We start from the raw sequence: 19,168 nt of genomic DNA, 5'->3' as shown, positions 1-19,168 counted from the left end.
GCGATGGCGGATGTGGCCGAGCTGCTGGAGCTGCTGGTGCGCCAGGACGCCACGGTGGCGGTCGCCGAGTCCTTGACCGGCGGGCTCATCGGAGCCACGATCACCTCCGTCTCGGGCGCCTCCAGAGCTTTCAGGGGTGGCGTGACGTCCTACGCGACCGATCTCAAGCATTCGCTGCTCGGGGTGCCACAGGAGCTGCTGAGGCGCGAGGGGGCGGTGCATCCCGACGTGGCCGCGGCCATGGCGGCGGGGGTCGCGCGGCTCTGCGCGGCGACCTACGGGGTGGCCGTGACGGGGGTGGCCGGGCCGGAGCCGCAGGACGGCAAGCCCGTGGGGCTCGTGCACGTGGCCGTCAGCGGGCCCGGCGGGCAGATTCGGTCTCGCGAATTGAGACTTCGCGGGTCGCGTGAACGTATCAGGGTAGAGACGGTGGACGAGGCAGTCGATCTACTCGCAGGTGTGCTGAAGGCGAACATAGGGGAACATTCCGGGTGATTACCGTGTTACGTCCCCAGCGAACATGCGAGGCACGGTCTGACGCGGTGTCGGTTGATACGGGTACGGTGGAGCTGTGAGTGAGGTCCGTGAGCCAACTGCAAGCACCGAGCGCCCGGCAGGCGGGCCTGATGAGTCGCGCAACAAGCCACGAGCGGCGGTCCCTGGGCGGCGAAACCCCATGATGACGGCGAGGAGTATGTACGAAGCTAAGAAGAGCCAAGTGCGGCACGATCCGATCGCGCGGGGCGTGGTGAAGACATCCACGCCGGGGAGGGAGCGACAGATGATTCTGCTGCGTCAGCTACTCGGCGATGTGCTGAGGCGGTTGCGGGTGCGGCAGGGACGCACGCTGCGCGAGGTGTCCACGCTCGCCCGTGTCTCCCTCGGCTACTTGTCCGAGGTGGAGCGTGGTCAGAAGGAGGCCTCGTCCGAGCTGCTCGCATCCATTTGCGGCGCACTCGGAGTGCCGCTCTCGCAGGTGTTGCGTGAGGTGTCCGACCAGTTCGCGCTGGCGGAGCTCCAGGCGGCCCCTGTGCTGGCCGACATGCCCGAGCACGAGCGGCTGCCCCTTGCCGAGACGGTTCCCGGGTCGATCTCCGACTCCGTGTTCCCCGAGGTCAAGGACATGGTGGCGGCCTAACGCGGCTGACAGCCACCACACCACAGGATCAGCCGTTCCTGTGGCTGCGCCCCCATCTCCCCGCGGCTGATGCGGGTGCCGCATCGGCGACAGGGCCTCCCCGCCCTGCCATAGACCCAGGTCTGGTTCGCCGGGCGGCGATCACCTGTGGTCACCGTGCCCGCATGCCCTGTGTTGGCGTGCAGCAGCCGCTGGGCCATTGAGACGAGCGCGTGGAGATCCTCGATCTCCCCGACCTTCTTCCACGGCCAGACCCCCCGCAGGAACAGGGTCTCGGCGCGATAGATCGTGCCGATCCCCGCCAGGTTGCGCTGATCGAGCAGCGCCTCTCCGATGGTCCTGCCGGGCGCCTCTCGCAGCCTGCGCACGGCCTCGTCCGGGTCCCAGTCCTCGCCGAGCAGATCCGGCCCCAGATGGCCGACCACGCGCTCCTCCTCCGCCGTCCTGACCAGGTCCACCATGCCGAGCTTGAGCCCCACCGCCTGCCACTTCTCGTTGGCCAGGATCAGCCTGACCTGGTCGCCCCCCGCGGTGCGGCGGCCCGCCGGCGTGATCAGCCAGACGCCCTCCATGCGCAGGTGGGTGTGCACGGTCAGGCCGCCCTCGACGCGGGTGAGCAGGTGCTTGCCCCGGGAGCGCGTGGTGATGACCTCGCGGCCGGTCAGGTCGGAGGTGGCGAGCTTGGGGACGCGGAAGTCGGACCGGGTGAGCACGTGGCCGTCGAGCGCGCCTCGCAGGCGGCCGGCGGCACGATAGACGGTGTCTCCTTCGGGCATCCTTCCAGTTTAGAAACCCCGCCACGCGATCTTCGCGCCCGTGGCGGGGTTCGCGGTGTCATGTGGACGGTACAGACGTTCATGCGATCTGTTGCCCTCCGGGCCGGGTCGGCGGCGATAATGACGATCAGGAGCGGGCCTGGCGGAGGGCATGGCATGCCGGAGATCACGGAGTTACGCGAGGGCGACCCTGCGGAGATCGCGGGCCATCGGCTGACCGGGCGGCTCGGCTCCAGCGTGTACGCGGCGCGCTCGCCCGCACTTTCGCCGGAACCCGTGGTCGTGCGGGTGTTGCCGGCCGAGATGGACCCGGAGCCGTTCCTGCAGGCGATGGAGCCGCTGCGCGGCGTCGCCGCGGTCGGCACCGCGCAGATCCTGGCGGCCGGTGTGGAGCACGAGCGGGCTTACCTGGTCACCGAGCTCGTCGACGGGCCCGTCTTGACCGAGCTCGGCGGCGTCCTGAGCGGGGTGGGGCTCTACCGGCTGGCGGCCGGCACCATCACCGCGCTGGTCGCGCTGCACGAGGCGGGTCTGGCGCACGGCGACATCCGGCCGGGCAACGTGTTGCTCGGCCCGGACGGGCCGCGCCTGATCGACGCGGGCCTGGAGCAGGCGCTGGCGCGCGCGTCGATCACCACGCGCAAGGTCGCCGTGCCCGCGTTCACCGCGCCTGAGCGGCTGCGGGGCGCCGGCGCGCAGGCGCCCGCCGACGTGTTCTCATGGGCGGCCACCATGGTCTTCGCGGCGAGCGGGACGTCCCCGTTCGAGGGCGGCTCGATGGCCGCGACGGTCGACCGCATCGAGAACGCCGAGCCGGAGCTGCCGGACCTGGGCGAGTTGCACGGCCTGATCGTCGCCTGCCTGGCCAAGGATCCGGCCGCGCGGCCGGTCGCCAGCGAGGTGCTGCTGCGGCTGGTCGGGCAGACGTCGTTCCTGACCGGGCGGGTGGAGCTCGGGGTGCGGCCGGACCAGGACACCCGGCCGGCGCGCAGGGGAGCAGGCGTGGTGAGCCTGGTGGCCGCGTTCGTGGTGGGGGCGCTGCTGTCGGGTGCGGGCGTCTACGCCGTCACCGGCAACCGCCCGGCCGTGCGGACGACCGTGGCCGCCGCGACCTCGCCCAGCCCTGCGGGCACGCCCACGATCACGGCCGCGCAGACGGCGGCGCCGCTGGAGAAGGTGGAGAAGAAGGCGGCGGCCGACACGAAGCTGGCGACGATCGGGGCGACGTTCCACGAGCACCCGAGCGACCCCGTACGCGTGGTGGCCTACCTGGAGGCCAAGGGCCAGTTCACGTCGTACGCCAGGGACAGGAGCGGGGCGTTCAAGGCCCTGGGCGCGACCGAGGAGCCCAGGCTCTCGCCCGGCGGCGACTGGGTGGCGCTGAACCCCTTCCTGAAGTTCCAGAGCTCGGAGCTGGACCAGGTCAAGTTCACCAAGCTGTCCACCGGCGAGTCGTTCGTCGTCAACACGGTCAAGAAACCGCTGACGACCATGCTGCCGGTCTGGTCCAGGGACGGCGGCAGGCTGCTGCTGTCGGTCTACGACGCGGGAAAGCAGCGGCGCCTGGTGGGCTTCGTGGTCGTCGACCTGGCCACGCGGAAGGCCGTGCACGTCGAGACCGAGTACATCGCCGACGACTCCCTCAGCTACACCTTCACGCCCAGCGGCGAGGTGGCCGGGGCGTACTGGGACGGCAAGCGCAACGGCATCGAGTACTACGACATGTCCGGTCAGGTCATCAAGACGATGAACTGGGTGGGCCTGCCACGCGACCGCGACTGGTTCTCCCCGTCCGGCAAGATGTTCGTCACGATCTGCCCGAACGAGAAGGAGATCTGCGTGTGGGACGCCCGGACGGGCACCCGGCAGGCGACCGTTCCCCTGGGTGACGACGACGGCAGCCTGCTCGGCTGGTTCAACGACAGGCATCTGCTGATCCAGGACCCGGGCAAGAAGAAGGGCACCCAGGTCATCAAGATCGTGGACTTCCTCGGCGCGACCAAGCGGGTGCTGGCCGACCTCACCGCCGGCAGCGGGCTCATCCAGTTCGCCCGCGTACCGGGGCCATGAGACCGCTCATCGACGGCGATCCCCGCCAGGTGACCGGTTACCGCATCGTCGGACGGCTCGGCGAGGGCGGCCAGGGCGTCGTCTACCTTGGTGAGTCCCCGGACCGGACGCGGGTCGCGGTCAAGATGCTGGGGGCGGGGCTCGACGACCCCGGCGCGCGGGAGCGCTTCCGGCAGGAGATCGGGTACGCGCGGCGGGTCAAGGAGTTCTGCACGGCGCAGGTGCTGGCCAGCGGGGAGCTGGGCGGCATGCCGTACGTGGTGAGCGAGTACGTCGACGGGCCCTCGCTGGCGGAGGTGATCCGGGAACGGGGCACGCTGCGCGAGGCGGAGCTGCGCCGGCTGGCGATCGGGACCCTGACCGCGCTGGCCGCCATCCATCAGGCGGGAGTCGTGCACCGGGACTTCAAGCCCGGCAACGTGCTGCTGAGCAGGGACGGGCCCCGGGTGATCGACTTCGGCATCTCCACGGCGCTGGAGGAGGCGGAGCTCGCCGGGGAGTACCTGGTGGGGACGCCGCCGTACATGGCGCCCGAGCAGTTCGGCGGGCTTCCGGCGGGGCCGCCGGCCGATCTGTTCGCGTGGGCCGCGACCATGGTGGCCGCCGCGTCGGGAGGCCCGCCGTTCGGGACGGGGGAGCTGCCCGCGCTGATCAACCGGATCCTGCACGCCGAGCCGGACCTCGGCGGGCTCGACGGCGAGGTGCGCGACCTGGCGATGCGGTGCCTGGCCAAGGATCCCGGCGCGCGCCCGACCGCGACGCAGGCGCTGCTCTCCCTGCTCGGGCAGCGCGTGCCGGAGCGGCACCTGCTGGCCGAAGGTCAGCAGTCGGCGGCGCCGCCCGCGCGGGCCGGCGGGCCCCTGGCGCCCGGGAACGGGTGGCCGGCGGGTTCAGGGCCGCTCGCGGGCGCTGGGTCGTTCTCGGGCGGCAGAGGCTCGCCGGCGGGCTCTGGGGCGTTGGCGGGTGGCACAGGCCCGTTGGCAGGCTCTGGGGAGCCGGCGCGGCGCGATTCGTTCTTGCGTCGCGGGTGGCCGATCGTGGCCGGGGTGACGGGCGCCGTGGTGGCCGTCACCGTCGCGCTGCTGCTCCTTCTGCGGCCGGCGCCGGCGCCGGGGCCGCCCGCTCCCACCGCGCCGCCGCTTCCCACGCCACGCCAGGGGCCGATGGCGCTCACCTCCGTGAGCGAGCTGAAGATCCCCGACACCGGGATCACGGTGCACGAGAACCCCGCCGACCCCATCTGGGTCTCCTCCTACCACGACCACCGTAAGCAGGGGACATACGCGTCGTACGCGCGGAATGCGGCCACGGGGGCGTTCGGCTTCTTCGGCAACTGGGAGGAGCCGATCGTCTCGCCGGGCGGCGGCTACGTGGCCTCCCTGTCCATCACGCGTTTCAGGAAGGCCGGCTTCGAGAACATCCGGCTGCGCGAGGTCGCGACCGGCCGGGAGCGGGAGCTGCGTACCGTGGACAAGCCCGCCACGCTGACGCAGCCGAGGTGGTCCGCCGACGGGCGGCGGCTGCTGGCCACCGTCATGGCTGCTGCGGAGTCCGACCGGGCCGTGGGTTTCGCGCTGGTGGACGTGGTCGCCGGCGCCGTCAAGATCATCAAGGTCGCGGAGGCGGACGCGGCCAGGTACGCGTGGGGCTCCGATGGTGCGAGCGTGCTGCATCAGGCGGCGGACGGGGCGGTCCGGGTGCTGGATCTGGCCGGGAAGCCGGTACGGGTGCATGCGGGGGTGGGGAAGCTGGTCTCGGGTGAGGTGGTGCGGACCACCCTCGGTACAGTCTTCACCACAATATGTCGCGATATTTCGCGAAATATTTGCCTATGGGATGAGATGAGCGGCGACAGGAAGGGCGTGGTGTCGCTGCCGAAGGGCGCCGCCTTCCGGGGCTGGCTCGACGAACGCCACTTCCTCGCCACCAAGCCCGCGGCCCAGCGCACCGATGTCGTTCTGATGGATCTGAACGGGCAGGTGGTGCGCACCCTGGCGGACGGCCCTGCCGCTGAGGTCGATCAAGTCGTGCTCTGGTTCACCCGCAAGTGACCCCGCGTGCGCGATCAGTCCCAGGCGGCGGGGTCGGCGGCGAGCTGGCGGACACGCTCGGGCAGCGCGCCGGTGGCGACCTGGTCGAGTGTGACCTCCTCCAGGATGGCCCGCTCGGTCGCCCGCAGCGCGATCCACACCATCTGCAACGACTCGGCCGGTCCCCGGTAGCCGACATGCTCGGGCCGCTCGCCGCGGACGTTGGCCAGGGGCCCGTCCACCGCCCTGATCACGTCGGCCAGCGAGATCTCAGCAGCGGGCCTGGCCAGCACGTAGCCACCCTCGGGCCCCCGCTGTCCACGCACGAGCCCGGCTCGGCGCATCTGCAGCAGGATGTTCTCCAGGTATTTGGGCGGCATGTCCTGTTCCTTGGCGAGCTCGCCCACGGTAGTCGGTCCGGCACCGGCTGCAGCGAGTTCGGCGGCGGCACGGAGGGCGTAGTCGACACGAGCGGAAAGGCGCATGTTCTCGATTATCCCTCCTGGTCAACATGGTTTGTGCGCCGCCGTGCTGGTTGTAAGCATGTGCTGGGTGGTTGACATGGCGAAAGACAACAAGTTATAGATCAGGCTTTCCCGATGGCGAGCAGAGATCGCAGGTCTCCCGCCGCCGGGCGCTCCCGCTGCTGCATGGGCACCGCGCTCAAAACCATGTGCCCGGCTTGCATGACCAATGTCGTCCGATGCATGGCTGGCAGATCGTCCAGGACACCGGCCGCCGCCTGCAGCCCTTCATCCACGCCACCCCGCACCACCGTGCACCGAGACGTGAGCAGACGCGCGATGGCCGGGTACTGGTAGTCGGGGTTGGAGGCGATGACCTGTTCCCGCGCATCGACGGTTCGGCCCTCGTCGCCGGCGGCGCTGTACACCCACACCCTGGCGTACGGGAGTTGTCCCGCACGCCAGTATCCGCCCATGATGCTGACCGGGAGATGCCCGGTGGCCAGGCGCTCGCTGACCCGTTCCAGGGTCTCGCGGGCCTCCTCGTGGCGTCCGACCATGGCCATGGCCTTGGCGCGTGTGTAGCCGATCAGCGCGGCTCCGAACGAGTCCGGAGCCTTCTCCACGATCGGCTGAGCGGTCTCCAGCAGTCGCAGGACCGTCTCAGGGTCGCGCTGGCCGCCGCCGAGCCCGTGTCCCGCCTCGGTGGAGCGCACGCCGAGTTGCAGGTACAGGTCTCCGGATGCGTCGGCTGCTTGGCGGGCGGTGCGCCACCAGCGGATCGCGGCCCCGTGATCGCCGATGCGAGTGAGCACGTTGCCGTTGAGTGTGGCGAGCGCGGCCAAGACTCGGTACAGGTCCCGCGTCTGGGAATGGTCGACGCCGAGGTGGGTGGCGCTCTGCTGCACCTGGTGGAGTGCGGCCATGAGGTCGATGTGGACGTCTGTCTGTACCTGCTCTGGTGGCCGGGTGCGGATGCCGTGCAGGTGGTCTGCGCAGGCGAGTTCCCAGTCGGCGACGGACCGCTGGAGGGGGATGCTGAGGTCGATGAGCTGGCGCAGTGCTTCGGCAGGGCCGACCATTCCTAGTCCGGCGGCTATCTGCAGAAGTCGGCGGCGTTCCGTGGCATCCTCCCCGTAATAAGCGTCGTATATATCCAGAGTACGCATGGAACGCTTTTTGGCGGTAGAGGCGCGAAACTCCGCAATGGGAGCGGAGCGTGCCTCATTCCTCTCGTGTGCCTCAATCAGCTCGCCCTGCGCGTGAGTGGCGGCGTCTAGCGCTTCGACCACTGTAAGGGTTGGCGTTCCCTGTCCGTTTTCCAACTTATGGACGTAGCTGAGTGATATGCCCGCTGCTTTCGCGACCGCCTGAAGTGTGCGCCGCCCACGCAGGCGGCGTAGGACCTGCCCGAACGTCTCTTCGCTCATGCCGCCCCCGGCGCACCCAACATCTTTTCCAGCACTTTCCACCGTAGCCAGTGAAAGGCGCTGGAAGAGAGTCAACACCCTTCACCTAGACCGTGGCCATGGTCGCTGACCACGCTACTGGTGAATGGCGTGAACGTCCCTCCGCTTTCAAGGTCGGCGCACGCGAGTTGCGATCAAGAAAGAGTGCGGTTTCGCTTTTGAACGGAGAGCCCGGAATGCCAGTTACCGACACCTCGTCGTTGAGGGCATGGCTTCAGCTCGACGTGCGGGACCGCCAGCTTTCCGTGCTGCGCAACACCTTCCCCAACTGGGAAATCGGCTACGAGGTCGGCCCGTCCGGCCTGTGGATCTGGAGAGCAACCGCGCGGTGGACGCTCACGTTGGAGATGGTGACCGCCGGCATGCTGCGAGAAGTGCAGCGCGGTGACCCCGTCAGTCTGATGGCGGCACTGACTTGGCAGGCATGGGCCATGGAGCGGATCGTCCGGCCGCCCGCCTGACCCGCGAAACCCTCCCCGGCCCGTCGTCGGAGCCGTCCACGACGGCGGGGGAGCCCAAGCCGGAGATCTCGCACCCGGCCTCAACGAAGAAACGCAACCGAGGGAGAACCCCGTGGCGAACGACAACAAGACCGACGTGCCAGAGCTGTACCTCGCCGACGTGGACGAGGACACGTTCGCGCAGCTCGAAGGGACCACCATCTCCTACGCCCCGATCGAGGCCGGAGACGCCTACGCCCTGCGCGACGCGGCCAACCCTGACGCCGGCGAACTCCGGCTGCCGGGCGACGCGCTGCGCAAGCTGAGCAGGATCGTCTAAGACCAGCCCCCGAGAAGCCCCAGGCGGGAGACGGGACCCTCCCGCCCGAACCCAAGCAGGCGCGGCGGCAAGCCTCAACACCCCATCCCGCCGCCGCGCCGTCTGGAAGTGGCTGGAGCTGTCCGAACAGCACAACCTGGAGCTCCACGGGCGGCATCGTGAAAGGAAACCGCACATGCCCACGAGTGACAGCCAGTGCCGCTGGTGCGCTGAGGTCTTCTTCGGCGTCGAGTCCGGCAAGAAGGCGCCCGAGCACGACAACCCGTCAACCGGCAACAGGTGCGCCGGCACCGGCCAGAAGACCGGCGCTTACGTAGGGTAGATCACCCTCTGGCACGTACAGGCCCCCATCAGGTTGCGCTGACGGGGGCTTCGCCGTTCCCGGCTACTCCTTACGCGGGGTCGCGGGGTGCCAATTGGGAGATGCGCTGGGGTGACAAGCTCAAGACTCCTCCGGCGTCGCGGGTGGTCCACTTCTTGCCGGTGAGCAGGCGGGCGGCGTGGGCGACCGTGTCCCGCTCGGCCTGTTCGGCGTCCGCGCGGGCGGTGCGGGCGCCGATGACGGCATCCAGTGCAGCGACAATCTCGGGATCGTCCGGTCGCATGGTGATGCCGACGGACTGGGGCTCGACTCCGAGCAATTCGACGACGGCCGAGTGCGTGTTCCGGTGAGCTTCGGCCCAGTGCGCGCCCTGGGTCACGACGCGGCTGTTCGGGAGGTCATGGACGGTCACGGTCCAAGTCCTGCCGGTGCGGGTCGCGGTGGCGCGGTACGAGGTGTACTTGACGTCGACGAACTCGTCCGGGTCTCCGTGGGATTCGGGCTCATCGAAGATCTCTTCGAAGTGTTCCATGCCCGGAAGTCTAGGGAGCGATACGCGATTCGTCCAATGGGGCTAGATGGACTATGTCTAGCTCGACTAGTGACGGCGGTCATATGGTGCTCTCGCCCACCGGCAATCACCTCTCGGCACGGTGGCCACTGAATATTCAGCGGACGATCAGCAGCTGTAGGGATGATGAGCAGCGGGGGAACACGATCGTGAATCGTCCATCGCCCAGGGCCGGACATCACCTAGTGCCCGGGCACCGCGGAAGACCCTCCGGAGGAGGAGCGGGCGCGGCCGTACCGGAAGACCGTGGCGGTGGGAGGCGAGCCTGGCTTTGCAAAGGTGGTGCGGAGCGGCAGGATGAACCAGGCGGGCGGACAGGTCATCGGCTCCGGAGGCGTCGCACGGACGATCACGAGCACCCTCGTGATCACCTGCGACGGCAGCGGAGAGCCGGAGCGTTAAACTTCCAACAACCTTTTCGATATGACGGTGGGATTCAGCGTGGAGCGACGCCCTGGTGTGCCCAGACTGCTCAGGGAGATCAACGACCGGGCCGCGCTGGAGCTGCTGCTGGCCACCGGTCCCATGACGCGCGGGCAGATCGGCGACCTGACCGGCCTGTCCAAGGTGACGGCCTCGCAGACGCTGGCCAGGCTGGAGGAGCGCGGTCTGGTCGAGGTGGTCGGCGCGCAGGCCGGCGGCCGGGGTCCGAACGCGGCCCTCTACTCGGTGATCGCCTCCAGCGCGTACGTGGCGGGCCTGGAGGTCGGCCCCGACCTGATCTCGGCCGCCGTCGCCGACATCCACGGCCACACGATCGCCGAGGTGACCGTCGACCCCAACGGCGACGACGACCCGGTCTCCGTGGTGCACGACGCGATCGTCAAGGCCTGCCGCAGCGCCAAGGTCAGCCTGGCCAGGCTGCGCGGCGTGGTCATCGGCACCCCGGGGGTGGTCGATCCGCGCAGCGGCGACGTGCGCTTCTCCTTCGACCTGCCGGGCTGGCACGAGGGCATCCACGAGGCCCTGGCCGGCGACCTGCGGCGCGAGGTGACGATCGAGAACGACGTCAACCTGGCCGCCATCGCCGAGCGTGCCGACGGCGCGGCTCAGGGGCTCGACGACTTCGTGTTGTTGTGGTCGAGCCGGGGCCTGGGCATGGCCGTCATGCTCGGTGGCAAGTTGCACCGGGGGCGTTCGGGCAGCGCGGGGGAGATCGGCTACCTGCCGGTGCCCGGCGTGCCGCTGCCGGAGGACATCCGCACCATGCCGGGGCGGCTGCCCTCGCTGGCGGGCGGCCTGCAGTCGCTGGTCAGCGCCGAGGCGGTGGCGGAGCTGGCGCAGAGTTACGGCTTCGCGGCGGGCAGCGCGGGCGAGTGCGTCAAGGTCGCGGTGGCCGCGGGGGCGGCCGGCGAGCCGCTGCTCGACGAGGTCGCGCAGCGGCTGGCGCTGGGTGTGGCCGCGGTGTGCGTGATCCTCGATCCCGGGCTGGTGGTGCTGTCCGGCGAGGTGGGGCACGCGGGCGGCGCCGCGCTCACGTCCCGGGTGGAGGAGGCGGTGGCCCGGATCTGCCCGGTCCGCCCCCAGGTCGTGACGACGACGGTGACGGACCGGAACCCGGTGCTGCGCGGCGCCGTGCTGGCCGCTCTCGACCAGGCGCGCGAGGAACTGCTGGTCCCCTGAGCGACGGCCCTCCAGCCGCGCTCGGGCCGTCCGGTCGGTGGCAGCCGGAAAGGTGTCCTCAGGCCGGCAGGTCGATGGCGGTCTGCGCGTTCTCAGGTGTCAGCAGCTCGATGGCGGCCTGCGCGTTGGCCCTGGCGGCGCCGTACGTCGCGATGTAGGCCCCGCTCTGCGGCCGCCAGATGGGCAGCCCCATCTCGATCACCGTCGCGTCGGGGCGCGCCGCGACCAGGGCGGAGACCAGCTCCCGGCTCGCCTGATGGCGGTGCGCGTCCTTGACCACGACGACCAGGGACCGGTTCGCGGCCTTGGCCAGCAGGTCGCCGACGACGGCGGCCGCGGGCTCGATCCGGACGATCTCCGCGTCGGGGAGCCACGGGCCCACCCCCCAGGGCACGTCGCCCACGGCGATCGTCGGCGGGGTGTCCACCTCGATCACCAGGGGTTCGACCAGCGGCTCGGTCTCGCCGGTCAGCCGCACGGCACGGCGTGCCGCGTGCAGGCCGACCACGTTGTGCTCGGCGGTCACCTCGTGGGACGTGCCGAACCAGGCGCGCAGCGCGGCCACCCGCGCCGCGGCCTCCTCCAGCCGCTCCAGCGGCAGCCGGCCGTCGCGCACCGCGGCGACGATCTCCGCGATGATGCCCTGGACGTCGTCGTAGGCGGGGATCGGGCCCAGGCACAGCAGGTCGGCCCCGGCCGCGAGCGTCAGCACGGCGCCGCCGGCCAGGCCCACGCTCTTGGTGATCGCGTGCATGTCGAGCGCGTCGGTGACGACCACGCCGTCGTAGCCGAGCTCGCCCCTCAGAAGCCCGGTCAGCGCGGCGCTGGACAGCGTGGCGGGGGTCTCACCCGTCACGACGGGCACCGCGACGTGCGCGGTCATCACCGACTTGGCGCCCGCGCCGATCGCCGCGCGGAACGGCGCCAGCTCCCGTGCGCGCAGAACGTCCATGCTGACGTCCACGACGGGCACCGCCAGGTGCGAGTCGACGCGGGTCGCGCCGTGGCCGGGGAAGTGCTTGACGCAGGCGGCCACGTTCACCGACTGCAGCCCCTGTACGGCCGCCACCGTGTGCCTGGCGACCAGCTCCGGCTCCGCTCCGAAGGACCTGGTGCCGATCACCGGGTTGTCGGCCTCGGAGTTGACGTCGGCGCTCGGCGCCATGTCCAGATTGATGCCGCAGGCGGCCAGCTCGGAGGCGATCGCGCGGTAGACCCGGCGGGTCAGCTCGACGTCGTCCACCGCGCCGAGCGCCGCGTTCCCCGGGTACGGGCTGCCGACGTGGTAGGCCAGCCGCGTGACGTCCCCGCCCTCCTCGTCGAGCGAGATGACGGGCTCACCGGCTCTCCCCAGCGCGGTGGTCAGCTCTTTCACCTGGCCGGGATCGGCCACGTTGAACCCGAAGAGCGTCACGCCGCCCAGGCCCTGCTCCAGCTCTCTCAGCACCCAGTCGGGCGCCGTGGTGCCCTGGAAGGCGACGAGCAGCGTGCCGGCCGCAAGACGGCGCAGCCCCCGATCACTCTGACTCATGGCTCCTCATCAGTTTTCCGGCATGGTCGGGCACGGCATCGGCGCGCCGTACGCGACTCGTCGTGGTGGTCAGCCCTTCACGGCCCCGGCGACCAGGCCGGAGACCATGCGGCGTTGTACGAGAAGGAAGAAGATGACCACCGGGATGGTCATCATCGTGGAGCTGGCCATGATGGCGCCCCAGTCGGTGCCCTTCTGCCCGAAGAAGTACTGCAGAGCGACGGGCATGGTGTATTTGGTGGGATCGCCGAGCAGGTACAACGCCATGATCAGCTCGTTCCACGCGGTGATGAACGAGAAGATGCTGGTCGCGACCAGGCCCGGGGCCACCAGCGGGAAGAGCACCTTCCAGAAGGTGGTGAACCGGCTGGCCCCGTCGATCCAGGCCGCCTCCTCCAGCGACTTGGGCACCGCGGCGACGAACGTGCGCAACATCCAGATCCCGAACGGCAGCGTCAGCGCCACCTGGGCCACGATCAGCCCGAGGAGCTGGTCGTACAGGCCGAGGCGCTTGACGCTCAGGAACAGCGGGATGAGCAGCGCCTCGGCGGGGATCATCTGCGCGACGAGCAGCAGGACCAGGAACCCGGTGCGCCCCTTGAACCGGAACCGGGCCACCGCCGTGGCGGAGAGCAGCGCGAAGACCGCGCCGATCAGGACCGTGCCGAGCGCGACGATGGCGCTGTTGCGCAGGTAGAGCCAGATCGAGTGCCCCGCCACGCCGTCGGTGAGCACCCGCTCGATGTGCGAGAGGGTGAACTCCGTGGGGAACGGGATGAATTCGGTCGTGAAGATCTGGTCGTTCGTCTTGAACGCGGTGGAGACCATCCAGTAGACCGGGAAGGTCGCCACCAGGAAGACCAGCACGCCTGCCGTGTTGAGCGCGATCTTGCCGAGGCGCTTGCGAGCCAGCGGGGTCATCACAGCTCCTCTTGCTTGAACATCTGGCGGACGTAGGCCGCGGTGACGATGAGCAGGATCACCGTCAGCACCACCGCGATGGCCGCGCCGGAGCCCATTTTCGGCGGGGCCTTGAACGCCTCGGTCACCGCGTACATCGACAGGTTGTATGCCTCCCGGTTGGTCGTTCCCGCCAGCACGTAGAGCTGGGAGAAGACCTTGAAGTCCCAGATGATCGACAGCACGGTCAGCACCGCGAACACCGGCTTCAGCAAGGGGAAGGTGATCCGCCTGAAGGTGTGCCACGGACGCGAGCCGTCGACCTTGGCGGCCTCGTAGAGCTCGGCGGGGATGCCCCGCAGCCCGGCGAGCACGGAGACGGCGACGAACGGGAAGCTCGCCCAGACCACGCAGATGATCAGCACCAGGTAGATCGACCAGGCGTTGTTGAGCCACGGCTCGCCGTCCCAGAGGGCCCGCCCGAACAGGGCGGTGGACAGCCAGTCGGGCAGCAGGTTGAGCGCCGGGTTGATGATGCCCGCCTCGGCGTCGAACAGCCGGCGCCAGATCACGCCCTGCGCCACCGGCGGGACCGCCCAGGCGGACATGATGCCGAGGACGACGAACAGTGACATCTTCGAGCCGAGCCGGTTCAGCAGGACGCCGACGGCGGTGCCGAAGACGAGCGTGAGCGGCACCGCGATCACCGCGAACACCACCGTGTTGCGGAGCGAGGACCAGAAGACCTCGTTCGCGAAGATGCTGGTGAAGTTGTCGAGTCCCACCCAGGTGGCCGGCTTCTTGCCGGAGATCTGGACCAGGCCCACCTTCTGGAAGGCGATGACCACCATCTGGCCCAGCGGGTACAGCAGCAGGGCCGCGATGACCAGCAGGCCGGGGATGAGCAGGACGTAGGGAATAGACCAGGCGGGGAGCCCACTCGCTTTCTGCGGTGGGCGGGCGCGGCGCCGCCCCGGGGCGGAGGGACGATCTCCACCCCGGGGGAGCGTTGACATGTCGGTCATAGGACTCAGGACGCGTTGAGGATGTCTTCGAGTTCCTTGTTGGCCGCGGCCAGCGCCTCGTCGGCCGTGGACTTACCCTCGATGACCTTGCGGGCCGCGTTCTGCAGCACCGCCTTGGTCTCGTTGGCCTCAGTCCACTGCGGGTCGGCGGGGAAGGCCTTGGCCTTGGCGAAGGCGGCCGCGAACGGCGCCTGGACCGGGTCGCTGGAGAGCGCGGCCAGGGCCTCCGGGTAGACGGGGAGCAGGCCGCCGTCGGTGGCGTACTTGACGCCCCACTGCTTGCCCGAGGCCAGCTTCACGAACTCCTTGGCGATGTCCTTCTCCTTGGCGGTGCCCCAGACGGCGATGTCGTTGCCGCCCAGGAAGGACTGCGCCTCGCCGCCGTCCTTGGCCGGGAGCGAGAAGAAGGCGAGCTTGTCACCCTTGATCTTGCCCTTGCTCTCTTCCTCGATGGTCGCCAGGTCCCACGACGCGGTCAGGTACATGCCGACCTTGTTGTTGGAGAAGCGGGTGCGGATCTCCGTGGTGTTCTGGTTGAGCCGCGACTTGCTGGACAGGCCGTCGGTGACCAGGCCGGTGTACTGCGCGAAGCCGGCCTTGAACGCCGGGTCCGTCAGCTTGCCGACCCACTTGTCACCCTCCTTGACGGCGTAGTCGCCGCCGGAGGTCCAGGCGAGGGCGCCGAGCAGGTGGTTGGCGTCGGAGCCGCCGTTGAAGGCGAAGCCGTCGACGTCCGCGCCCTTCTTGGCCTGGATCGTCTTGGCCGCGGCCACGAGCTCGTCCCAGCTCTTGGGGACCTCGATCTTGAGCTCCTTGAACCAGTCGGTGCGGTAGAGCACCGCCCGGCTGCCGCCGCCCCACGGCACGGCGTACGTCTCGCCGTCGATGGTCTCCAAGCCCATGAGGTTCTTGGGGATCTGCGACTGGTCGCCCGCGCTCACGAGGTCCGTGATCGGCTCCAAGGCCTCCTGGCTCTGCCAGAGCGGGACCTGGTCGTTGCCGATCTCGGTCACGTCGGGTCCGCTGCCACCGGCCGCCGCGGCCGTGAACTTGTCGTTGACCTGCGGCCACGGGATCCACTCGACGGTCACCTTGGCGCCGGTCTGCTTCTCGAACTCGGCGACCAGCTCGTCGGTGTACTTCTGCGCGGCGGGGTTGCTGTCGCCCAGGCGCCAGAAGGTCAGGGTCTTGCCGGCGTACTTGGGGCCGCTGGCGGACGCGGCCGCGCTGGGTGAGGACGTGGTGGGCTCTTGGCTGGATCCACATGCCGCCAGGCCCAGGGCCAGGGCGGCCGTGGCGACCGTAGTGGCGGTGATCTTCGCGACCCTCACAGGGTTCTCCCTTCCCGGGTGCCGGCCTTCGGTCCGCACCAGGCTGATCGTCAATGCCGGACAACGCTGCTAAACTAACAAGAAACTTTCTTAAAAGAAACGCCCGTTAGCCATTCGTGACGAGAGGGGTGCGGTAATGAGTCGAAGCCCGGGGATCCCCAGGCTGCTGCGCAGGTTGAACGATCGCTCGGCGCTCGAACTCCTTCTCGTGGACGGCCCCCTGACCCGGGCCGAACTGGGGGAACGGACGGGGCTCTCCAAGGTAACCGCAGGTCAGCTCCTCGCTCGACTCGAGGAGCGGGGACTGGTGGAGGTCGCGGGGGAGCGCGCCGGCGGCAGGGGGCCGCACGCCGCCCTGTACGCCGTGGTTCCCTCCAGCGCGTACGTCGCCGGCCTTGAGGTTCTGCCCGACAACCTCAAGGTCGGTGTGGCGGACATCACAGGCCGGATCGTGGTCGAGATCACCATCAACCCCTCCGACAGCAGGGACCCGGTCAAGGCGGTGCACGCGGCCCTGCGGCGCGCCTGCGACACGGCGGGCATCGGCCTGTCGCAACTGCGCGCGTTCGTCATCGGCACCAGGGGGGTGGTCGATCCGGGCAGCGGCGACGTGCGTTATTCGTACGACCTGCCGACCTGGCACATCGGCGTGCTGGCGAGCCTGCGCCAGACGCTCGGCACCTCGGTCACGATCGAGAACGACGTCAACCTGGTCGCCCTGGCCGAGCACCGCTACGGCGCCGCCGTCGGCCACGACGACTTCGTGGTCATCTGGTCGGGCGTCGGCCAGGGGCTCGGCGTGATGCTCGGCGGCCGGCTGCACCGGGGCATCACCGGAGGAGCGGGCGAGATCGGCTGGTTGCCGGTGCCCGGCGAGCCGCTGCCGAGCGACGTCTCCGAGCCGCAGTCGGGCTCCTTCCAGCGCCTGGTGGGGCACGACGCGCTGCGCGGGCTGGCCGACGAGCACGGCGTCTCCGGCCACACGGTGCCCGACCTCGTGCGCGGGGGCGACGAGGGCTATCTGGACGCCGTGGCGGCCCGCCTGGCCGTGGGCGCGGCGGCCGTGACCGTGGTGCTCGACCCGGGGCTGATCGTGCTCAGCGGCGACATCGGCCGGGCGGGCGGCGAGCGGCTGGCCGCCAAGGTGCAGGAGGCGGTGGCCCGCGTCTGCCCGAGCCAGCCCGCGGTCGTCGCCACGAAGGTCACCGGCAACCCGGTGTTGCGCGGGGCGCTGGTGGCGGCTTTGGAGCAGGCCCGGGAGCAGGTCTTCTCCGACACTGTGTGAGAATCTCTGCCCATGTGGCAGTCCCCGATCGACGTCGTGCTCATCTCCGACCCCCGGGTTGCCGCGATCCCCGTGCGGGAGTGCGGCGAGCCGCTCGCCGACGCGCGCGGGCGGTTGCGGGTGGACACGCGGCTGGCCGACGACGAGGGCGCGTACGCGCACCTGCGGTCCGGGCTGCTCGACCGGCTGGAGCAGGTGGAGCGGCTGCTGCCCGACGGCTTCCACCTGCTGATCGTCGAGGGCTACCGCCCGATCGGCACGCAGCGCCGGATCTTCGACGCCTACCGGGCGGAGCTGCACGCCACCTTCCCCGACCTGTCGCCTGACGACTCTTATGTCGCGGCCAGTCGTTACGTGTCGCCCGTCGAGGTCGCCCCCCACACCGCCGGCGCCGCCGTCGACCTCACCCTGTGCGACCCCGACGGCGTCGAGTACGACATGGGCACCCAGGTCAACGACAACCCGGAGGAGAGCGACGGCGCCTGCTACACCGCCGCCCCCGCCATCTCCGACGACGCCCGCGCCCACCGCAAGCTCCTGTCCGCCGCCCTGGAGCCGACCGGCCTGGTCAACTACCCCACCGAGTGGTGGCACTGGTCCTACGGCGACCGCTACTGGGCCATGGTCACGCGCTCGCCGCACGCCCATTACGGCCCGATCGCCTTCCCCGGCTGACAACCGCTTGTCGGAACGGTTTTCCGCCGGGTGTGAGACGGGCACAACCTCGTACGGAGGCTTTTGGACTCCCCAGCGAGGTGTGTGCATGGTTCCGTTGATCGGGATCGAAGAGGAATACCTCGTCGTCGATCCCCGCACCCGCCACGTGGCTCCCCGAGCGGCCGATGTCCTGGCCGCGGCGACGGACGTGCTGGACGTGGTGCATGAAATCACTAGATTCCAGGTGGAGGCCCGCACGCCGCCCTCCGCCGACCTCAGCGAGCTGGGCTCGCGGTTGCGCACCGTGCGCAAGGAGGTGGCGGGCGCGGCCCGCTCGTGCGGGCTGGCCGTCGTCGCGAGCGGCATCCCCGTCCTGGGGAACGTCGTGCCGCCGCCGCTCACCGACGACGTCCGCTACCACCAGGGCAGCGAGCTCTACCGCGCGCTGCAGGACGAGATCAGCATCTGCGCCCTGCACGTGCACGTCGACGTGCCCGACCAGGAGCACGCCGTCTACGTCGGCAACCATCTGCGACCCTGGCTGCCGACGCTGATCGCGCTGGCCGCCAACTCGCCGTTCTTCGTGGGCCGCGACACCGGCTACGCGTCCTGGCGGGTGATCAGCTGGGGCCGGTGGCCGGTCTCGGGCGCGCCCCCTTACTTCCCGTCCTACGGCGCGTACGAGCTGGCCCTGCGCGCCCTGACGGAGTCGGGTGCGCTGATGGACCCCAAGTCCGTCTACTGGGACACCCGCCCGTCGCCGAGCCTGCCCACGGTGGAGATCAGGGTGGCCGACGTGCCGCTCGACGTGAGCGACAGCCTCACCCTGATCGGCCTCATCCGCGCCCTGGTCGTGACCGCGCTCGCCGACGTGCGCCGGGGCGACCGGGGGCTGCCGATCCCGTCGGAGGTGCTGCGCGCCGCCTACTGGCGCGCGGCCCGCGACGGGCTGCAGGGCGACAGCCTGGACGTGCGGCACGGCACCCTCGTGCCGGCGCCGGTCATGGCCGGGCGCCTCCTGGAGCACGCGAGGTCCGCGCTGGCGGAGGCGGGCGACCTGACCTACATCCAGGAGGGCCTGGACCGGCTGCTGCGCAAGGGGTCGGGGGCCACGCGCCAGCGCCGGGTCCATGCCAGGGGCCACGACCTGGCCGAGGTCGTCGACGACCTCATCGAGGCGACCGTGGCCTAGCGCA

Annotated in this window: 19 protein-coding genes; 11 read left to right on the top strand and 8 right to left on the bottom strand. The window is 70.1% G+C overall.

Annotated elements, in window-relative coordinates:
- The first annotated feature begins 3 nt into the window (after positions 1 to 3).
- Complete coding sequence (locus ACWD0F_RS27830) at positions 4 to 495, top strand: CinA family protein (protein WP_449880325.1); 492 nt, start codon at positions 4 to 6, stop codon at positions 493 to 495.
- Between the two features lie 286 nt (positions 496 to 781).
- On the top strand, positions 782 to 1,138 hold the full coding sequence (locus tag ACWD0F_RS27825; protein WP_449880323.1) for a helix-turn-helix domain-containing protein: 357 nt from the start codon (positions 782 to 784) through the stop codon (positions 1,136 to 1,138).
- On the opposite strand, the gene ACWD0F_RS27820 is transcribed toward ACWD0F_RS27825, so the two are convergent.
- A complete protein-coding gene (locus ACWD0F_RS27820; RefSeq protein ID WP_449880321.1) occupies positions 1,135 to 1,914 on the bottom strand; it encodes a DNA-formamidopyrimidine glycosylase family protein in 780 nt (259 codons plus the stop codon). The genes ACWD0F_RS27825 and ACWD0F_RS27820 overlap by 4 nt on opposite strands.
- A 156-nt stretch (positions 1,915 to 2,070) precedes the next feature.
- Here ACWD0F_RS27820 and ACWD0F_RS27815 point away from each other — a divergent pair, with 156 nt between their 5' ends.
- Both ACWD0F_RS27815 and ACWD0F_RS27810 read left to right on the top strand, forming a co-directional pair.
- Positions 2,071 to 3,984, top strand: a complete 1,914-nt coding sequence (locus tag ACWD0F_RS27815; protein WP_449880320.1) for a serine/threonine protein kinase — start codon at positions 2,071 to 2,073, stop codon at positions 3,982 to 3,984.
- Entirely contained in the window at positions 3,981 to 6,035 is a 2,055-nt protein-coding gene (locus tag ACWD0F_RS27810) for a protein kinase domain-containing protein (protein ID WP_449880318.1), read from the top strand. The genes ACWD0F_RS27815 and ACWD0F_RS27810 overlap by 4 nt, the downstream gene beginning before the upstream one ends.
- A 14-nt stretch (positions 6,036 to 6,049) precedes the next feature.
- Here the strand turns inward: ACWD0F_RS27810 and ACWD0F_RS27805 are convergent, their stop codons facing one another.
- Entirely contained in the window at positions 6,050 to 6,499 is a 450-nt protein-coding gene (locus ACWD0F_RS27805; RefSeq protein WP_449880316.1) for an RrF2 family transcriptional regulator, read from the bottom strand.
- A 101-nt stretch (positions 6,500 to 6,600) separates the two neighbouring features.
- Entirely contained in the window at positions 6,601 to 7,986 is a 1,386-nt protein-coding gene (locus tag ACWD0F_RS27800; RefSeq protein WP_449880315.1) for a helix-turn-helix domain-containing protein, read from the bottom strand.
- Positions 7,987 to 8,006: 20 nt separating this feature from the next.
- Here ACWD0F_RS27800 and ACWD0F_RS27795 point away from each other — a divergent pair, with 20 nt between their 5' ends.
- From ACWD0F_RS27795 to ACWD0F_RS27785, 3 genes are all read left to right on the top strand, one after another.
- Positions 8,007 to 8,408, top strand: a complete 402-nt coding sequence (locus ACWD0F_RS27795; RefSeq protein WP_449880313.1) for a hypothetical protein — start codon at positions 8,007 to 8,009, stop codon at positions 8,406 to 8,408.
- A 112-nt stretch (positions 8,409 to 8,520) separates the two neighbouring features.
- A complete protein-coding gene (locus ACWD0F_RS27790) occupies positions 8,521 to 8,727 on the top strand; it encodes a hypothetical protein (protein WP_449880311.1) in 207 nt (68 codons plus the stop codon).
- Positions 8,728 to 8,902: 175 nt separating this feature from the next.
- Entirely contained in the window at positions 8,903 to 9,049 is a 147-nt protein-coding gene (locus ACWD0F_RS27785; RefSeq protein WP_449880309.1) for a hypothetical protein, read from the top strand.
- Between the two features lie 70 nt (positions 9,050 to 9,119).
- Here ACWD0F_RS27785 and ACWD0F_RS27780 read toward each other — a convergent pair whose 3' ends face one another.
- Complete coding sequence (locus ACWD0F_RS27780) at positions 9,120 to 9,581, bottom strand: type II toxin-antitoxin system HicB family antitoxin (protein WP_449880307.1); 462 nt, start codon at positions 9,579 to 9,581, stop codon at positions 9,120 to 9,122.
- 480 nt (positions 9,582 to 10,061) lie between these two features.
- Between ACWD0F_RS27780 and ACWD0F_RS27775 the strand changes: the two genes are divergently transcribed.
- Complete coding sequence (locus tag ACWD0F_RS27775) at positions 10,062 to 11,243, top strand: ROK family transcriptional regulator (protein WP_449880394.1); 1,182 nt, start codon at positions 10,062 to 10,064, stop codon at positions 11,241 to 11,243.
- A gap of 58 nt (positions 11,244 to 11,301) precedes the next feature.
- On the opposite strand, the gene ACWD0F_RS27770 is transcribed toward ACWD0F_RS27775, so the two are convergent.
- The 4 genes from ACWD0F_RS27770 to ACWD0F_RS27755 all read right to left on the bottom strand — a co-directional run bounded on the left by ACWD0F_RS27770 (position 11,302) and on the right by ACWD0F_RS27755 (position 16,030).
- Positions 11,302 to 12,774, bottom strand: coding sequence for a glycoside hydrolase family 3 protein (locus tag ACWD0F_RS27770; protein WP_449880305.1), 1,473 nt, complete (start codon positions 12,772 to 12,774; stop codon positions 11,302 to 11,304).
- Between the two features lie 69 nt (positions 12,775 to 12,843).
- Complete coding sequence (locus tag ACWD0F_RS27765) at positions 12,844 to 13,695, bottom strand: carbohydrate ABC transporter permease (RefSeq protein ID WP_449880303.1); 852 nt, start codon at positions 13,693 to 13,695, stop codon at positions 12,844 to 12,846.
- The gene (locus ACWD0F_RS27760) at positions 13,695 to 14,690 is read right to left on the bottom strand and encodes a carbohydrate ABC transporter permease (protein WP_449880301.1); all 996 of its coding nucleotides are present in this window, start codon (positions 14,688 to 14,690) and stop codon (positions 13,695 to 13,697) included. Before ACWD0F_RS27760 ends, ACWD0F_RS27765 begins: the two co-directional genes overlap by 1 nt.
- Positions 14,691 to 14,704: 14 nt before the next feature.
- Positions 14,705 to 16,030 (bottom strand): extracellular solute-binding protein, encoded by a 1,326-nt coding sequence (locus ACWD0F_RS27755; protein ID WP_449880299.1) that lies wholly within the window; start codon positions 16,028 to 16,030, stop codon positions 14,705 to 14,707.
- A 136-nt stretch (positions 16,031 to 16,166) separates the two neighbouring features.
- On the opposite strand from ACWD0F_RS27755, the gene ACWD0F_RS27750 reads away from it, so the two are divergent.
- The 3 genes from ACWD0F_RS27750 (at position 16,167) to ACWD0F_RS27740 (ending at position 19,164) form a co-directional block, all read left to right on the top strand.
- Complete coding sequence (locus ACWD0F_RS27750) at positions 16,167 to 17,315, top strand: ROK family protein (protein ID WP_449880297.1); 1,149 nt, start codon at positions 16,167 to 16,169, stop codon at positions 17,313 to 17,315.
- 12 nt (positions 17,316 to 17,327) lie between these two features.
- Entirely contained in the window at positions 17,328 to 17,990 is a 663-nt protein-coding gene (locus ACWD0F_RS27745; protein WP_449880295.1) for a M15 family metallopeptidase, read from the top strand.
- Positions 17,991 to 18,078: 88 nt separating this feature from the next.
- The gene (locus tag ACWD0F_RS27740) at positions 18,079 to 19,164 is read left to right on the top strand and encodes a carboxylate-amine ligase (RefSeq protein ID WP_449880293.1); all 1,086 of its coding nucleotides are present in this window, start codon (positions 18,079 to 18,081) and stop codon (positions 19,162 to 19,164) included.
- Positions 19,165 to 19,168 lie beyond the last annotated feature (4 nt).

The sequence above is a fragment of the Nonomuraea sp. NPDC002799 genome (genome assembly GCF_053592075.1).
Note: the sequence above shows the minus strand (reverse complement) of the source record. Positions and strands in the feature narration are given on the sequence as shown.

Excerpts from the sequence above, each read along its gene's own strand:
- ACWD0F_RS27830 (WP_449880325.1), top strand. The coding sequence starts at position 4 with ATGGCGGATGTGGCCGAGCTGCTGGAGCTGCTGGTGCGCCAGGACGCC.
- ACWD0F_RS27825 (WP_449880323.1), top strand. The coding sequence starts at position 782 with ATGATTCTGCTGCGTCAGCTACTCGGCGATGTGCTGAGGCGGTTGCGG.
- ACWD0F_RS27820 (WP_449880321.1), bottom strand. The coding sequence starts at position 1,914 with ATGCCCGAAGGAGACACCGTCTATCGTGCCGCCGGCCGCCTGCGAGGC.
- ACWD0F_RS27815 (WP_449880320.1), top strand. The coding sequence starts at position 2,071 with ATGCCGGAGATCACGGAGTTACGCGAGGGCGACCCTGCGGAGATCGCG.
- ACWD0F_RS27810 (WP_449880318.1), top strand. The coding sequence starts at position 3,981 with ATGAGACCGCTCATCGACGGCGATCCCCGCCAGGTGACCGGTTACCGC.
- ACWD0F_RS27805 (WP_449880316.1), bottom strand. The coding sequence starts at position 6,499 with ATGCGCCTTTCCGCTCGTGTCGACTACGCCCTCCGTGCCGCCGCCGAA.
- ACWD0F_RS27795 (WP_449880313.1), top strand. The coding sequence starts at position 8,007 with ATGGTCGCTGACCACGCTACTGGTGAATGGCGTGAACGTCCCTCCGCT.
- ACWD0F_RS27785 (WP_449880309.1), top strand. The coding sequence starts at position 8,903 with ATGCCCACGAGTGACAGCCAGTGCCGCTGGTGCGCTGAGGTCTTCTTC.
- ACWD0F_RS27780 (WP_449880307.1), bottom strand. The coding sequence starts at position 9,581 with ATGGAACACTTCGAAGAGATCTTCGATGAGCCCGAATCCCACGGAGAC.
- ACWD0F_RS27770 (WP_449880305.1), bottom strand. The coding sequence starts at position 12,774 with ATGAGTCAGAGTGATCGGGGGCTGCGCCGTCTTGCGGCCGGCACGCTG.
- ACWD0F_RS27765 (WP_449880303.1), bottom strand. The coding sequence starts at position 13,695 with ATGACCCCGCTGGCTCGCAAGCGCCTCGGCAAGATCGCGCTCAACACG.
- ACWD0F_RS27760 (WP_449880301.1), bottom strand. The coding sequence starts at position 14,690 with ATGTCAACGCTCCCCCGGGGTGGAGATCGTCCCTCCGCCCCGGGGCGG.
- ACWD0F_RS27750 (WP_449880297.1), top strand. The coding sequence starts at position 16,167 with ATGAGTCGAAGCCCGGGGATCCCCAGGCTGCTGCGCAGGTTGAACGAT.
- ACWD0F_RS27745 (WP_449880295.1), top strand. The coding sequence starts at position 17,328 with ATGTGGCAGTCCCCGATCGACGTCGTGCTCATCTCCGACCCCCGGGTT.
- ACWD0F_RS27740 (WP_449880293.1), top strand. The coding sequence starts at position 18,079 with ATGGTTCCGTTGATCGGGATCGAAGAGGAATACCTCGTCGTCGATCCC.